The organism is Micromonospora sp. WMMD1128, assembly GCF_027497235.1.
GTDB lineage: Bacteria > Actinomycetota > Actinomycetes > Mycobacteriales > Micromonosporaceae > Micromonospora.
The window spans coordinates 5,176,742-5,191,890 of record NZ_CP114902.1 but is presented as its reverse complement, the minus strand read 5'-3'; the positions used below and the strand labels follow the sequence as shown (position 1 = coordinate 5,191,890).

15 protein-coding genes and 1 pseudogene are annotated in these 15,149 nt (G+C 73.2%); 7 read left to right on the top strand and 9 right to left on the bottom strand.

Translation table 11 applies throughout. From position 1 onward, the window contains the following. Positions 1-7: 7 nt before the first annotated feature. Positions 8-574, bottom strand: coding sequence for a snapalysin family zinc-dependent metalloprotease (locus O7602_RS23170; RefSeq protein WP_281584722.1), 567 nt, complete (start codon positions 572-574; stop codon positions 8-10). 135 nt (positions 575-709) lie between these two features. Then, positions 710-1,477: an SDR family NAD(P)-dependent oxidoreductase gene (locus O7602_RS23165; protein ID WP_281584721.1), complete on the bottom strand. Its 768-nt coding sequence runs from the start codon at positions 1,475-1,477 to the stop codon at positions 710-712. A gap of 99 nt (positions 1,478-1,576) precedes the next feature. Between O7602_RS23165 and O7602_RS23160 the strand changes: the two genes are divergently transcribed. The 6 genes from O7602_RS23160 (at position 1,577) to O7602_RS23135 (ending at position 7,676) form a co-directional block, all read left to right on the top strand. Beyond that, the gene (locus tag O7602_RS23160) at positions 1,577-2,416 is read left to right on the top strand and encodes a helix-turn-helix transcriptional regulator (protein ID WP_281584720.1); all 840 of its coding nucleotides are present in this window, start codon (positions 1,577-1,579) and stop codon (positions 2,414-2,416) included. 219 nt (positions 2,417-2,635) lie between these two features. Then, positions 2,636-3,349, top strand: coding sequence for a hypothetical protein (locus O7602_RS23155; RefSeq protein ID WP_281584719.1), 714 nt, complete (start codon positions 2,636-2,638; stop codon positions 3,347-3,349). 14 nt (positions 3,350-3,363) lie between these two features. After that, positions 3,364-3,624: a hypothetical protein gene (locus tag O7602_RS23150; RefSeq protein ID WP_281584718.1), complete on the top strand. Its 261-nt coding sequence runs from the start codon at positions 3,364-3,366 to the stop codon at positions 3,622-3,624. After that, positions 3,621-4,031 carry a hypothetical protein gene (locus O7602_RS23145; protein WP_281584717.1) on the top strand — a complete coding sequence of 137 codons (411 nt, stop codon included), beginning with the start codon at positions 3,621-3,623 and terminating at the stop codon, positions 4,029-4,031. The genes O7602_RS23150 and O7602_RS23145 overlap by 4 nt, the downstream gene beginning before the upstream one ends. A gap of 51 nt (positions 4,032-4,082) precedes the next feature. Continuing rightward, on the top strand, positions 4,083-4,286 hold the full coding sequence (locus O7602_RS23140) for a hypothetical protein (protein WP_281584716.1): 204 nt from the start codon (positions 4,083-4,085) through the stop codon (positions 4,284-4,286). 60 nt (positions 4,287-4,346) lie between these two features. Then, positions 4,347-7,676, top strand: coding sequence for an AAA family ATPase (locus tag O7602_RS23135; RefSeq protein ID WP_281584715.1), 3,330 nt, complete (start codon positions 4,347-4,349; stop codon positions 7,674-7,676). Positions 7,677-7,965: 289 nt separating this feature from the next. Here O7602_RS23135 and O7602_RS23130 read toward each other — a convergent pair whose 3' ends face one another. From O7602_RS23130 to O7602_RS23120, 3 genes are read right to left on the bottom strand one after another with little or no spacing between them, the layout of a single operon-like run. Next, positions 7,966-8,820: an ABC transporter permease gene (locus O7602_RS23130; protein WP_281584714.1), complete on the bottom strand. Its 855-nt coding sequence runs from the start codon at positions 8,818-8,820 to the stop codon at positions 7,966-7,968. After that, complete coding sequence (locus tag O7602_RS23125; protein WP_281584713.1) at positions 8,817-9,830, bottom strand: ATP-binding cassette domain-containing protein; 1,014 nt, start codon at positions 9,828-9,830, stop codon at positions 8,817-8,819. The genes O7602_RS23130 and O7602_RS23125 overlap by 4 nt, the downstream gene beginning before the upstream one ends. Positions 9,831-9,858: 28 nt before the next feature. After that, positions 9,859-10,413, bottom strand: a complete 555-nt coding sequence (locus tag O7602_RS23120; protein WP_281584712.1) for an NAD(P)H-dependent oxidoreductase — start codon at positions 10,411-10,413, stop codon at positions 9,859-9,861. 193 nt (positions 10,414-10,606) lie between these two features. Between O7602_RS23120 and O7602_RS31050 the strand changes: the two are divergent. After that, positions 10,607-10,684 (top strand): annotated as a pseudogene (locus O7602_RS31050) (hypothetical protein); the annotation flags it as partial. 89 nt (positions 10,685-10,773) lie between these two features. On the opposite strand, the gene O7602_RS23115 reads toward O7602_RS31050, so the two are convergent. The 4 genes from O7602_RS23115 to O7602_RS23100 all read right to left on the bottom strand — a co-directional run bounded on the left by O7602_RS23115 (position 10,774) and on the right by O7602_RS23100 (position 15,137). Further along, on the bottom strand, positions 10,774-11,757 hold the full coding sequence (locus O7602_RS23115; protein WP_281584711.1) for an aldo/keto reductase: 984 nt from the start codon (positions 11,755-11,757) through the stop codon (positions 10,774-10,776). Positions 11,758-11,815: 58 nt separating this feature from the next. Continuing rightward, positions 11,816-12,787 carry a DUF5937 family protein gene (locus tag O7602_RS23110; protein ID WP_281590480.1) on the bottom strand — a complete coding sequence of 324 codons (972 nt, stop codon included), beginning with the start codon at positions 12,785-12,787 and terminating at the stop codon, positions 11,816-11,818. 215 nt (positions 12,788-13,002) lie between these two features. Continuing rightward, positions 13,003-13,854 carry an aldo/keto reductase gene (locus tag O7602_RS23105; protein ID WP_281590478.1) on the bottom strand — a complete coding sequence of 284 codons (852 nt, stop codon included), beginning with the start codon at positions 13,852-13,854 and terminating at the stop codon, positions 13,003-13,005. A gap of 119 nt (positions 13,855-13,973) precedes the next feature. Further along, positions 13,974-15,137: an endonuclease gene (locus O7602_RS23100; RefSeq protein WP_281584710.1), complete on the bottom strand. Its 1,164-nt coding sequence runs from the start codon at positions 15,135-15,137 to the stop codon at positions 13,974-13,976. Positions 15,138-15,149: the final 12 nt, after the last annotated feature.

The following is a 15,149-nucleotide window of genomic DNA, read 5'->3' as shown; positions in this document are numbered from 1 at the left end:
TGCGTCGTCAGCGACCGGCGCCGACCACCGTGGCGGCCGGCCAGCTGTCGCTGAAGACCTGGGCGGACGTCGCGCTGCGGGCCGCGAAGCCGAACAGCGAGTCGACCCGGGCGGCCTCGGCGGAGCTGGGGTACGGGTTGGTGCAGCCGGTGCCGGCGCTGCCGCCGGACATCAGGATGGCGCAGTTGCCGTTGTAGTTGTCCGGCAGGCCGAGGATGTGGCCGATCTCGTGCGTCATGATGCGCAGTGGGGAGTACTGCTGGGCCTGGTAGTAGTCGATGACCACGCGGCCGTTGCCCAGGCTGGTGCGCTGGGCGTACGACCCGCCGCCGTAGGTGTAGTAGATCATCAGGTTCGACCCGCACTGGGCCATGTTGATGTTGTTGGTGTAGTTGTTCCAGATCGATGCCGCCTGCACCGCGTAGCTGGCGAACGGGCCAGCCTGGCTGGTGTTGTAGCAGACGTTGCGGACCGCGGCGGAGGCCGGTGCCGGGTTGACGGCGACCGCGCCCAGCGCCGTCAGCGTCACGGCCGCGAGGGTGGCGAGGATCCGGGACAGCTTCGGCGTACGCATGGTTCACACTCCTGGGGGATGGGGGGTGTGCGGGAACGCCGACAGCCTATAGATAGGGATCCGTCGATATCAAGTGTTACAAGGAGGGGCCCCCGCTTAACGTCTCCGGTATAGGCGGGGGCCCCGCTTAACACCTCAGGTGGCGGCGTGCGGGTCGGCCGCGTTCAGGGTGGCGACGACCTGGTCGTAGTCGCCGCGCGCCTCCGCGTGGCGGAGGAACTTCACCCGCTCGACGTGGATCTCGGTGGCGTCCGGCTGCGCCTCCAGCAGCGCCACCACCTCGGTCACGAACTCGTCCAGTGGCATGGCGAACTCGCTGCTCTCCTGGCCGGGCAGCAGCCCGGTGCGCACCGCCGGCGGCACCAGCTCGACCACCCGTACGCCGGTTTCGGCGAGCTGGAGCCGGACCGACTCGCTGAGCATGTGGATCGCGGCCTTGGAAGCGTTGTAGCTCGGGGTGACCCGCAGCGGCACGAACCCCAGGCCGGACGAGACGGTGACGATGGTGGCGTCCCCGCGTTGCCGCAGGTGCTCGACGAACGCGCCGATCAGCCGGATCGGACCGAGCACGTTCGTGGTCACCACCTCCTCGGCCGAGGCGAGGAACGTCTCGGGCGAGCGCCAGTCCTCGACCCGCATGACGCCGGCCATCGCCACCAGAACGTTGAGGTCCGGGTGCCGGGCCAGCACCGCCTCCGCCGCCGTGGCGATGCTCGCCGGGTCGGTGGTGTCGATCGGCACCGTGTCCAGGTCGGGGTGGGCCGCGGCGATCTCGTCGAGCAGTTCGGTACGCCGGCCGCCGACGATCACCGTGTTGCCCCGGTCGCGCAGGGCGAGCGCCAGGGCCAGGCCGATCCCGCTCGTGGCGCCCGGGATGAAGATCGTGTTTCCGGAGATGTCCATGTGATCAGCATGGCCCAGCCGCCGTGGTCGGTGCAGAGATCAGCGATCGAGGGATCGCGGATCCCTGGATGACGCGGCCGGACGGCGGATACTCGGACCATGGACCGCGTTGCCCTGGCCGACTTTCTCCGTCGCCGCCGAGAGGCGCTGCGCCCCGGCGACGTGGGGCTGCCGGAGGGTGCCCGACGGCGGGCGCCCGGGCTGCGGCGGGAGGAGGTCGCCGCGCTCGCCGTGATGTCCACCGACTACTACAGCCGGCTGGAGCAGCGGCGCGGCCCACAGCCGAGCCCGAACCTGCTCGCCGGGCTGGCCCGGGCGCTGCGGCTGACCGGCCACGAGCGCGACTACCTGTTCCGGGTCGCCGGGCACAGCCCGCCCGAAGCCGTCGCCACCGCCACCCACGTCGCCCCGGCGCTGCTGCGGGTGCTGGACCGGCTGGCCGACACGCCGGCGCTGATCCTGTCCAATCTGGGTGAGACGCTCGTGCAGAACCCGCTTGCCGCCGCGCTGCTCGGGGACAACTCCGGCCACACCGGGCCGGCCCGCAGCGGGATCTACCGGTGGTTCACCGACCCGGGGGAGCGGCGGCGCTACCCGGCCGAGGACCACGACCGGCAGAGCCGCGCCCAGGTCGCCAACCTCCGCGCCGCGTACGGGTCGATGGGTCCGCGGTCACGCGCCGGTGAACTGGTACGGGTGCTGCGCGCGGCCAGCGCGGAGTTCGCCGAGCTGTGGGAGCGGCACGAGGTGGCCCAGCGCTTCGCCGACCACAAGACGCTCATCCACCCGGAACTCGGCCCGATCGAGCTGGACTGCCAGGTGCTCTTCACCGAGGACCAGTCGCAGGCGCTGCTCGTGCTGACCGCGCCGCCGCGCAGCGAGGGCGCGGAGAAGCTCCGGTTGTTGGCCGTGCTCGGGCACGAACGCTTCCCCGCCTGAGCGGTGCGACGTCCCGTGCGGTGACCCGGGCGTGCGTGCGGTAACCCGGCCGTGCGTGCCACGCCCCGGGGCGTCCCATGCCGCGACCCGGGCACAGGAACGCTATTCACGCCGCCGGGAATCCCCGATTTTGCTGTCAACCTCCCGTCACGCCTGGTGTTCAACTGATCTTTTCCGGTCGATAGCGTCGACCCACTGGGCGTCGACGAAGGGCCGACCATGAACGACAACGGACACCCGTTCGATCGCCGGCGACTCCTCGCCGGCGCCGCGGCGGCCTCGGCGGTCACCCTGACCGGCCTGACCGTCGCCTCCACCACCGGCACCGCGGCGGCGGCTCCGGCCCGCACCGGAACGCCGTTGCTCACCCGGGACCGGATCGCCGCCGCCGTGCTGCACTCACCCGGCGGCTCCGCGTCGGCGGTCGGCGTGCAGGCCGACTTCCACGCCCGGCTCGCCGTGTGGCTGGCGTTCTGGTCGGCGAACTCCCCCCGCTCGTGGAGCGCGCCCACGCAGGTGGTCGCCCGGATCGAGCCGGCCGGCGACGCGCTGGTCCTGCACGCGATCCGCTACCGACGCGACGACGAGACGTACGCCGGGTTCGCCGCCGCCCGGCGCGACGCCGCGCACCTGGCCACGCTCGCCAGCCTGCACCACCACTTCCCGAGCGTGCGGGTCCGGCCGGACGGCACGATCCGGGTCGGCGACGGCCCGGCCGGGTTCACCGGCGCGTCGGAGCAGATCGCCTTCGCGGTCGCCGCCTGCCGCGAGCTCTGGGGCGACGCGGCGGCCACCGCCGGGCGCTGGCCGGAGCACGCCGGCCGGGTCCTCGCCCGCGCCGGCCAGCCCGCCGACGCCGCCTCGCACGCCGGCTGGGCGGCCTTCACCCGGACCAGCCTGCGTCGCGGGCTGGGCACCGAATCGTACGAGTGACCGGAGGTAACACGATGGCCCGCAACGAGTTCCGCTTCGTGGTCGACGGCGTCGACCTGACCGCAGACCAGCAGACCCTGATCGCCGGCGAGATCCAGAAGGCCGGCCTGGCCGCCCTGCGTACCGCAAACGCCAAGCTCGTCAACCCGCTCACCCTCGGCCACGGCAACCTGAAGCTGCGCCCCGAGTGGTACGGGCTCTGGGTGCTCGACGGCGTGCTCGCGCAGGATCTCGGCCAGAAGATCAACGACATCGGGTTCTGGATCCAGCGGTGACCGACGTCGCCCCGCCCGCCGGCCCACCGGAGCGGATGTGCCCGAGCACCCCGGCGTCCAACGCCACCGTGTTCCTCGGCATGATCACTCCGGCGGGCCGGGTGGCCTACGTGACGCCCGCGGTGCCGGCCGAGGTGGCGCTCGCCGGTGTCGACGACTCCGCCGGGCCGATCGAGTCGCGGGTGCGGCTCGCCGGCCCCTGCGTCACCTCGTCCTGCGGTTTCTGGACCGGCTCGCACTGTGGTCTGGGCGCCCGGATGGCCGCCTCGTACGCCGAGACCGCGCCGCCCGCCGAGGAGACGCTGCCGAGGTGCGCGATCCGGCGTACCTGCCGGTGGTTCGCCGAGCAGGGGCCGGCGGCCTGCCCGGCCTGCTCGCACGTGGTCACCGACGCCCGCCTCCCTTGACCGGCCGTTCACACTGGACACAACTCCCGTCACGGACGGATGGAGGACGTCATGCGCTGGCTCATCGTCATTCTCGTCGTCGTGGTAGTCCTGGTAGCCCTGGCGATCTGGCGCCGACTGCGACGCAGTGCGGCGGACCCGGCCGGCCGGGTCCGCGACCTGGCGGCGTCGGCCGAGGCGCGCCGCCGGCTCGACGACCACCGCAACCCGACCGACGGCAGCAACCTGCGCAGCACCGGAGGCGGCAGCCTCTGACGCCCACCGCGGTGTCGGCGGCCCTCGGGTGTCGGACCCGTCGGCTAGCGTCGGGAGGCCATGGAGCCGCGGTCGCGCGAGGAGATGATCGGCCGGGAACACCCGGCGGGGCTGCTGCGCGCCGAGGTGACCCGGGTGATCGACAGCCACGGCGGCCTGGTCCTGGTCACGGGCGAGCCGGGCATCGGCAAGACCACCCTGGTCTCGGCCGCAGCCGGCGAGGCCCGCGGGCGTGGGGCGTTGGTGTTCGGCGCCGCGTGCTGGGATTCCGACACCGCCCCCGACTACTGGCCCTGGTTGCAGGTGCTGCGCCGGTTGGCCCGGTCCACCGACGATCCGCCGGCCGCGCGGGAGGCCGCGGCGGCCGGGCTGGCGGCCCTGCTCGGCGAGCACGGAACCGCCGCGGACGACGCGATCGTCGACCGCGGCGGCCCGCCCGAGGACGGTGAGCGGGCCGAGTTCGTCCGGCACGACGCGGTGACAAGCGCGCTCGTCACCGTCGCCCAGCACCGACCGGTCGTGGTGGTCCTCGATGACCTGCACTGGGCCGACCCGGCGTCGCTGCGGCTGCTCCAGTTCGCCACCCAGCACACCTGGTTCGAGCGGCTGCTGCTGATCGGCACCTACCGCGACGCCGAGGTCGAAGCCGGCGACCACCCGCTGCGGCCACTGTTGCTGCCGTTGACCGCCAAGGCCACCACCGTCACGCTCGCCGGTTTGCGCCGCGACGAGGTGGCCGCGCTGATCAGCCGCACCGCCGGCCGGGAACCCGGCGCGGGCCTCGTCGACGAGGTGCACCGACGCACCGGCGGCAACCCGTTCTTCGTCGAGCAGACCGCGCGGCTCTGGCACACAGGTGGTCTCGCCGACACCATCGCGCCCGGCGTACGGGAGGCGGTGCGCCGCCGGCTCGACCAACTGCCCGCCCCGGTGGTCGAAACGCTGACCGTGGCCGCCGTGCTCGGCCGCGAGTTCCACCGGCAGACGCTCGCCGCCTGCGTACCCGGTCCGGCCGCGCAGGTGGACCGGCTGCTCGACCGGGCCGCCGCCGCTCGGCTGGTGCTGGCCCGAGGCGGCGGCCGGTTCGCCTTCGTGCACGACCTGGTCCGGGAGACGCTCTACGACGGGCTGTCCGAGGACGAACGGCGCACCCGGCACGCCGCCGTGGTCCGGGCCGTCGACTCCGACCCGCTCGTGGGCCGGCTCATCCCGGCCGACCTGGCCCGCCACGCCTGGCTCGCCGGCGCGGAGCTGGACCCGGCACGCGCCGGTGACCTGCTGGTGGCCGCCGCGCGGGACGCGAGCGGCCGGCTCGCCGTGGCGGAGTCGGTGCGGCACTTCCGGCGGGCGCTCGACGTCACCGACGAGCCGGTCCGGCGGGTCCGGGTGCTGCTGGAACTGGCCGGGCTGCTGCATCACTCCGGGACACCGGGGGAGGCCGAGCCGCTGCTCGTCGACGCCGCCACGCTGGCCCGAGGGCTCGACGAGCCGGTCCTGCTGGCCCGGGTGGCGCTCACCGTCCACGGCCAGCACGCGGCCACCCGCCGCCGGCTCGACGCCGACGCGCTGGTCCGGGAGGCGTACGCGGGGTTGATCGGCCCGCCCGACCCGGAGCGGTCGACGCCGGCCCTGGTCACCGACCTGATCACCGCCACCGAGACGCTGGCCCGGCACGGCCGCGACGACGAGGCGCTCACCTTCAGCCTGTGGGCCCGCCACGACACCACCTGGGGGCTCGGCACCGCGCCGGAGCGGGCGGTGGTCACTGCGGAGATCCGGGAGGTGGCCCGCCGCGGCGGCGACCGGGAGACCGAGCTGTGGGCCACCTCGCTGCGCTGGGTGGCGCTGCTTGAGCTGGGCGATCCGGGCTACCGGCACGAGTTGAGCGCCTTCGTCACCGGGTGCCGCGCGGGCGACGTGGCCCGGCAGCGGATGGCGGCGGCCGTCGACAGCGGCATCATCGCCGCGTTCCAGGGTGACTTCGCCGCCGCCGAGGCAAGCTATGCCGAGCTGGACGGCTACGGCGAGTGGGAGCACTCCGAACACGCCTTCATGGCACACCACCTGCGCTGGTCGCTGCTGGTGCTGCGGGGGCGGCTCGCCGAGGCTGAGGCTCTGCTCGACCGGCCCGGCCCGGCCAACCACCCGCAGGTGGAGTTGCTCCGGGGGATCACCGCCGCCGAACGTGGCGACGCGGCGACCGTACGCCGGATCATCGGCGGGATCGAGGCCGCCGGGACCGCGTACCCCCGCCCGGTGTCGACGCTGTGGCTTCGGTTGCGGGCCCAGGCGGCGGCGGTGGACGGCGACCCCCGCCGATGCGCCGAGGCGCGGACGGCCCTGGCGCCGCACCGCGGGCGGTGGCTGGTGGCGTTGTTCGGCTGCGACATCGGCGGCCCGGTCGACCTCTGGCTGGCCACCGTGGACGCGGCGGAACGGCGGTGGGACGACGCGGTCGCCGGCTACGCGGCGGCCCGGGACGCCGCCGACCGGCTCGGCGCCCGGCCCTGGTCGGTGCTGAGCCGGGCCGGTCTGGTCCGGGCGTTGATTGGGCGGGGCGGGCCGGGCGACACGGTGGAGGCGGCCCGGCTGCGGGCCGAGACGGTGGCGCAGGCGCGGGCGCTGGGCATGGCCCAGGTCGTCGAGCGACTGGTCGAGGCGTCCGCGCCGGGCATGGCCCAGGTGGTGGAGCGGCTGGTCGAGGCGTCCGCGCCGGGCGTGGTTCGGGTGGAGCGGCTGGCCGCGGCGCCGGTGGAGCGGCTGGTTGCGGCGACGACGCAGGACCGGCTGGCTGCGGCCGGGCACCAGGTCCACGACGGGACGGGTGGGCAGGCGGGTGCGGGTGGGCCGGAGTTCTGCCTCGACGGGTCGGTGTGGCGGCTCGCCTACGCGGGCGCGGTGGTGCACCTCCCCGACGCGAAGGGCCTGCATGACCTGCGGCTGCTGCTGAGTCGACCGGGTGTGGACGTGCCCGCGGTCGAGCTGCTCGACCCTGCGGCCGGCGTGGAGTTGGTCGCCGCCCGCCGGCTCGGCGCCGACCCGGTGCTCGACGACGAGGCGAAGGCGCGCTACCGGCAGCACCTGCGGCGGCTCGACGACGAGATCGACCGGGCTGCGGCGCGCGACGACACGCGGCGGCTGGCGGCCCTGGACGCCGAACGCGCGGCCCTGCTCGACGAGCTGCGTGCCGCCGCCGGGCTGGCCGGGCGCACCCGTCGACTGGGCGACCAGGCCGAACGGGCGCGTAAGGCGGTGACCGGCCGGATCCGGGACACGCTGCGGCGGATCGAGCAGCGGCACCCGGCGCTCGCCGCCCACCTGCGCGAGTCGGTTACCACCGGTGGCACCTGCCGCTACCTGCCGGCCGAGCCGGTCCCCTGGCAACTCTGACCGCCAACCCCCACCCACGCACCGCGCCCGCCCGTGCCCGCAGCGAAGGGGTGGCCGGCGTCTTGATCGACACCATCTCGGCGAGGTGGCGGTAACCAAGCCCGCTCGACCCCGCCACCTCGGCGAAATGGGGTCGATCAAGCGCGGGTTCCCGCCTGTCGGGAGCATGTTCCTGCCGCTTGGACGACTGAAGATCTGGCCGGACAACAAACCCTGGTCGCCCCGCCTCCGCGGCGTTACGCCGAGGTGGCGGGGTCCGCGCCCGGCGGACCCCGCCACCGTAAATAGGTCAGCGGCGGTTGTAGCGGCGCATGGTAAGCGTGCCGAACACCACCACGAAACCGGCACTCCACAGCAGGAGCCACATCGTGTTCGTGGCGTCCGTGGAGCCGGCCATCACGGCCCGGACCGAGGCGACCAGATGGGTGATCGGATTGACCTTGACGAACGCCTGCAACCAGCCCGGCATGGTGGCCGGCTCGACGAACACGTTGCTCAGGAACGTCAGCGGGAACAGCACCATCATGCTGACCCCCATCACCGACTTCTCGCTGCGCAGCACCAGGCCGAAGAACGTCCACACCCAGGAGAACGCGAACGAGAAGATCACCAACAGGCCGATCCCGGCCAGCACCCCGAGCAGGCCGCCGTCGGGACGGAACCCGAGCACCAGCCCCACCCCGAGGATGACGACGGCGGCCAGGATGTAGCGCAGCACGTCGCCGAAGATCATGCCGACGAGCGCCGCCGGCCGCCACACCGGCAGGGTACGGATGCGGTCGAAGACGCCCTTCTCGATGTCGTTGTTCAACCCCACCCCGGTGTACATGGTGATCATCACGACGCTCGTGACCATGATGCCGGGCAGGAAGAACTGGAGGTACGCCCGCGGGTTGTCGGCGAGCGCGCCGCCGAACAGGTACGTGAACATCAGCACCATGATGATCGGGAACGCGGTCACGTCGAACAGCTGCTCCGGCACGTGCTTGATCTTCAGTACGGCCCGCCAACCGAACGTCAGCGACGCGGCGAGCGCGCTCGGCCGGGCCGGTCGTTCGGCGGGCGCGAGCACGGTGGCCAGCGCCTCGGTGGAGGGCACGTAGACGGAGGGCGCCGGCCCGGTGGTGGTCACGGTGTCGCTCATCGGGCTGCCTCCAGCTCGTCGTCCCGCTCGTCCGCCTCGACGGCCGGGTGGTCGGTCAGGGCCAGGAACACCTCGTCCAGGCTCGGCTGGCCGAGGGAGAAGTCGTCCACCACGATCCCGGCCCGGGCCAGCTCGCCCAGCGCGCGGGAAGCCTGCTCGCCGGCCTCCAGGTCGGTGCCGTCCTCGCCGACCCGGGCGGTGAGCGCCACCGGGTCGGCCGCGAGCTGCACCGGCACGTTCAACACCGTCCGCAGCACCTGCTCGGCCCGGGACCGCTGCCCGGCGTCCCGCAGCCGCACGTGGACGGTGCCGGAGCCGACCGACGACTTCAACTCGCCCGGGGTGCCCTCCGCGATCACCCGGCCGTGGTCGACCACCGCGATCCGGCCGGCGAGCTGGTCGGCCTCGTCCAGGTACTGCGTGGTCAGCAGCACGGTGGTGCCGTGTGCGACCACCGCCCGGACGATCTCCCACACCTGGTTGCGGCTGCGCGGGTCCAGCCCGGTGGTCGGCTCGTCGAGGAACAGCAGGTCCGGCGTGTTCAGGATGCTCGCCGCGATGTCGATCCGCCGCCGCATCCCGCCGGAATACTTCTTCACCTGCCGGCCCGCCGCCTCGGTCAGCCCGAACGCGGCGAGCAACGCCTCGGCCCGCGCCCGTGCGGCCGGACGGCTCAGCCCGAGCAGCCGGCCCAACAGGACCAGGTTCTCCGCGCCGGTCAGGTCCTCGTCGAGCGAGGCGTACTGGCCGGTCAGGCTCATCCGGGCGCGGACCGCGTCGGCCTCGGCGACGACGTCGTGGCCGAAGACCCGGGCCGTGCCGCCGTCGGGGCGCAGCAGCGTCGCCAGCACGCGCACCGCGGTGGTCTTGCCGGCGCCGTTGGGCCCGAGCATCCCGTACACGGTGCCGGCGGGGACCCGCAGGTCCAGCCCGTCGAGCGCCCGGGTCGAGCCGAACGACCGGACCAGGCCGTCGGCCTCGACGGCCAGGCCGGTGTTCCGGTTACTCATGATCTATACCTCTCTCCGTGGGTGGTTCTCAGCAGGCGTACGGGCGTGCCGCGCGACCCTCGCGCAACGCCAGCCCCCACCAGCTCAGCTCGTCGAGGAGCAGCCGGACGTCCTGCCGGAGCCGTTCCTCGGCGTGCCCGGTGGGCTCGCCGTCGAGCAGGTCGAGGCCGACGGTGTCCCGCACGGTCATCGCGTGCAGCGCGGTGAAGACCGTCCGGAGCTGGTCGACCGCGTGCACGCCGACGGACCGGCAGCCGTACGACACGAAGCCGACCGGCTTGGCCTGCCACTCGTCGTACGCGACGTCGATCGCCTGTTTCAACGAGGCCGGGAAGCTGTGGTTGTACTCCGGGGTGACCACGACGAACGCCTCCGCCCGCGCCACCTCCCCGGCGAACTCCCGCATCGCCGGCGTGCGCGCGGCGGGCAGTGCGGCCGGGAAGGCGTACCCGGCCAGGTCCAGCTCGTGCACGGCCAGCCCGACGCGGCGGCGGGCCTCGGCGACGAACCAGCGACCGATCCGGTCGCCGACCCGCCCCTCCCGGGTGCTGCCGATGATCACGGCGAGCCGCAACGCTGTCATGCCGCCCTCCCTGGTTGCCGGCCTCACCCACGAGGCGCCAGAAGGCCCGCCAGATGCGATCTGGCGGGCCTTCGGTCAGGGGTGGCTGGTTCGATCGGCGGCATGAGCGAGGTACGCATCGTCCGATGGAGCGCCGACGACCTGGCGCTGCTGCGGGCGCTGAACAGCCCCGAGGTGCGGGCGCACACCGGCGGTGCTCCCCGGGCACCAGGGTCGAGGGTTGGCCACCGCCGCGGTGCGCGCGGTGGTCGAGGCCGCCTCGGCGGTTGGCGATCGCCGCCACGCGCACGCCTACCCGTCGGTGGACAACCCGGCGTCGAACGCGGTCTGCCGTAAGGACCGATCTGACGCGCTGACCGGTCAGTGCGCCCCGTCCAGCCGGGTGCGCTGCTCGGCGGTCAGTTCCAGGTCCACCGCGCCCAGGGCCTCGTCCAGTTGGGCCACCGAGGAGAAGCCGACGAGCGGGATCGCCGGCAACTCGCCGCCCATCAGCCAGGCCAGCACGACCTGGTTGACCGTGGCGCCGGTCTCGGCGGCCACCGCGCGCAGCGCCGCCAACCGGGCCGGGGTGCCTGGTAGCGCGTACGCCTCGCTGAGCCGCTCCGGCTTCGCGTACGCGCCCTTGAGCAGCGGTGAGTACGCGACCAGGGTGAGTTGCGGCTCGGCCCGCAGATAGCTGGCCAGGTCGGGGCCGACCCAGCCGACGTCGCCGTCCGGGTCGAGGTCGCTCGGCAGGTCCACCCGCGGCGGCAGGTAGCTGCGGTGATGTTGCAGCACCTCGTATCCGGGCAGGCCGGACGCGGCGGCGAGGGCCCGGGCCCGTTCGACCCGCCAGGCGCGGTGGTTGCTCGCGCCGAGCAGCCCGACCGTGCCCTCGGCGACCAACCCGGCGAAACCCTCGACGGTCTCCCGCAGCGGGACGGTCCGGTCCTCGATGTGCGCGTAGAGCAGGTCGATCCGGTCGACGCCGAGCCGTTCCCGGCTGCGCTCGGCGGACTCGCGGATCACCTTCGCCGACAGCCCCTCCGGGTTGTCCAGGTAGCTGGTGCCGGGGGCGAGCGGACGGGCGCCGAGCTTGGTGGCGAACACGATCTCGTCGCCGATCCCACGGCTGCGCCGCCAACGGCCGAGCAGTTCCTCGCTCTCCCCGCCCTGCCCGCCGTTGTGCCAGAAGGCGTAGTTGTCGGAGGTGTCGACGAACGTGCCGCCGGCGGCGACGTAGCGGTCGAGGATGGCGTACGAGGTGGCCTCGTCGGTAGCGGTGCCGAACAGCATCGCGCCGAGACTGAGCACGCTCACCTGGCGGCGGGTGGCCGGGTCGGTGCCGATGGTGCGGTAACGCATGGAAGTTCCTCCCCGTCGGAGCGTTTCCGCCACCCTGCCCCTTCGAGCGCGCGCGAAGTCAAACCCCGACCAACGGCCGGTCGACCAGAGAGTCGCCGGAGGTCGAGCGCTGGTAGAGCACCAGGTGCCGGTCCCGCCGGCGGCGCACGAGGCCGGAGCGGAGCAGCACGCCCAGGTGGTAGGAGACGGTGGCCGGCGCCAGGTGGTGCCGCCGGCTCAGCTCACCCGTGGAGCGCGGCACGTCCAGGTCGGCGAGGATGTCGGCCCGGCTCACACCGACCAGGTCGCCGAGGCGTCCCCGGCGGCCGGACGGCGGCGGACCGGCAGCCGGGTAGGTCAGCACGGCGTCCCGGGCGTCGCAGAGCTGCACGGTGACCTGCGGCCAGGCCAACACCGAGGGGGTTACCACGACCTCGGTGTCGGACAGCGTCGTCTCGGTGCGGAACCGGCTCTCGACCGTCAGCGTCCCGGCCGTCCAGTGGATCGTCGGATGCAGGTCGTCGAGCAGGCTACCGACTCCGCCGGCGGCCATCCGGGTGGCCCGCTCGGCCAACTCGGCGTCCAGCAGCGTGCGCACCTGCGGCCACCGCTCGGCCAGGGCCTCCTGCCAGAACCGGCGCAGGCCCGCCGCCACCCGCGTGGCGAGTGCGCCGTCGGCCACCGCGGCCCGCACCGTCGGCGGCACCGGACGGCGGCCGTACCGGGCCGCGACCTGCGCGGACACCTGCTCGGCCGGAGTGGCCGCGATCGCCGCGAACTGTCTTTCCAGGACGGTCGCCGAGGGGCCCGACTCCGGTTTCGGAGTGAGCAGATCCGGCATGTAGCCGGGCTGGCCGACCGGGGTGAGCAACTGCGCCACCAGCGCCGTGTCCGGGTGGCGCAGCGCGGCGCGGGCGACCGGGCCCGGGTCGCCGTGGACCGGGTGCCCGGACCGGGTCAGGGCGACCCGCATCCAGTGCGTCGCCTCGGCGACCGGCGAGGCGGCCAGCCGGAGCCGGGACAGGCTGAGGCCGTCCAACCGCGCGACCATCACGCTCGCAGCGTACCGGGGAGCCGGCCGGCGCGGGGGCGCCGTTCGAGCAGGATCGAATCAGTACCCCTCGATGGAGGTGTCGGCTGCAATGGCAGGGCGCACGCCGGCCGGTCGTTCGAGGAGGACCGGGACTCGGCGGGTCGGATCTGACGGGGGCCGGCCCGCCGCGGGGCGCGGAGGAGGGGCCGCGTCGGCCCCTCCTCCGGCACTGCTCAGCTCGGCACGTAGTCGAACGTGTCCGGGTTCGGGCCCTGCCGACCGGCTTCGCCCTTGTCCAGCGCGGTGAGCCGCTCCATCGCGGCGTCGTCGAGCGTGAAGTCGAAGATGCCGGTGTTCTCCTCGATCCGCTTCGGGGTGGTCGACTTCGGAAAGACGATGTCGCCGCGCTGCACGTGCCACCGCAGCACCACCTGGGCCGGGGTTCGACCGACCTGCTCGGCGAGGTCGACCACGGTCGGATCGTCGAGCACCTTGCCCTGCGCGATCGGCGACCACGCCTCGGTGAGGATGTTGTGCGACAGGTCGTACGACCGCACCTCCTCGTTGCCGAAGTAGGGGTGCGCCTCGACCTGGTTGACCGCCGGCACCACGTCCGCCTCGGCGGCCAGCCGCTCCAGGTGCGCCACCTGGAAGTTGGACACGCCGATCGACCTCACCCTGCCGTCGCGCTGAAACTCCTCGAACACCTTCCAGGTGGAGACGTAGTCGCCGTCGTAGAGCGTCGGCAGCGGCCAGTGGATCAGGAACAGGTCGAGGTAGTCGAACTTCATCTCGCGCAGCGACTGCTCGAACGCCTTCCGGGCGTCGTCCGGGCGGTGGAAACCGTTGTTGAGCTTGCTGGTGACGAAGACGTCGCCCCGGTCCAGCCCGGAGGCGCGCACCGCCTGCCCCACCTCGGCCTCGTTGCCGTACATCTGCGCGGTGTCGATGTGCCGGTAGCCGATCTCCAGCGCCGTGCCGACCGCCCGGGCGGTGTCCTTGGGGTCGATCTGGAACACCCCGAAGCCGAGCTGCGGGATGGAGTTGCCGTCGTTGAGCGAGATGTCCGGAACGCTGATGCCCATGTCGTGTCTCATCTCCGATCGTTCGGGGGGCCCGGAAGCGCTTCCACGTGGCGGCTCCCGGGCCGTGCCACCCGTTGTACCTACCCGATCGGGGGGCATCCTCACGTCTGAGACGTCCGTCACCCCCAGATCGCCCGCGCCCACTCCGGGTGGTCGACGAACGGATTGCGGTTGCCCTGCCAGCGCTCGTAGATGCGCTGGTTGCGGCGCTGTTCGAAGGCGTCCGGCGGGTCCTGGTCGTGCCAGGCCAGCAGTTTCGTCAGCCGCCCGAGCCGGGGCGTGCTGCCGTTGGCCACCGAGTCGTTCGGCTCCAGGTCCGGCCAGCCGTCGTCGCCCTCGTACCGGATCGCCATGTAGAGGATCATCCGGGCGACGTCGCCCTTCACCGCGTCGCGCGGCTCGAACGAGTCGGCGTCGGTGTAGCAGCCGGGCGCCTGGGCGACCGCGCTGCCGCCGGTGTCGAAGTCCTTGTTGCCGCGCGCCGAGTTGACCGACACGTCCTCCGGTCGCAGGTGGTGCACGTCGGTGCCGGGCCCGGTGGCGGTGCCGAAGTCACCGTGCGACTTGGCCCAGACGTGTTCCCGGTTCCAGTCGTCAGCGCCGCCACCGTTCGCGTTCTTGCTCTGCGAGCGTCCGCTGTAGAGCAGGATGACGTTTGCCGGGTTCGCCGGGTCCTGGTCGGTGTCCTTGAGCGCCTCCCACACCTGGTCGTAGGTGAGCCGGGTCTGCGTCCTGATGATGCTGTGCAGGGCGGTGCGCAGCGCGGGCCCGGTCTTGCCGGCGGCTGCCGCGTAGTAGGCGCTCGGCGAGGTGGTGCCGCTCGGGGTCGGGCTCGGCGTGGCGCCGCCGCCCAGGCTCATCGTGGAGGGGTTCTTCAGGCCGCCGTGACTGAAGTAGGCGGTCAGGGTGCCGGTGGCGGTCACCTGCCGGCCCCGCAGGGACGGGTTGGTCAGCAGCCCGAAGTTGCTCCGCCAGGCGGCCGTGACCTGCACGTACAGCATCCGGCCGGTGCTGGTCTCGCCGGCCTGGTCGGCGATCGCGATCGCGGTGTCCGCGGTGTAGCCGGACGTGATCACCGTGGTCGTGGCGGTGGGTTGGCCGATGACCCAGCCGGTGACGGTGGCGGTGCGGCCGTCCTGGGCGGCGAGCGCCTGCGCCACGGTCAGGGTGGCCGCCGCCGACGCCGCGTTGGTCACCACGAGTGGGGTGGTGACGGTGACGGTCAGCACGACCGCCGTGATCAGCCGCCCGGGTCGCGAGCGGGTGATGCTCCTGATATTCATGATCGGCAATAT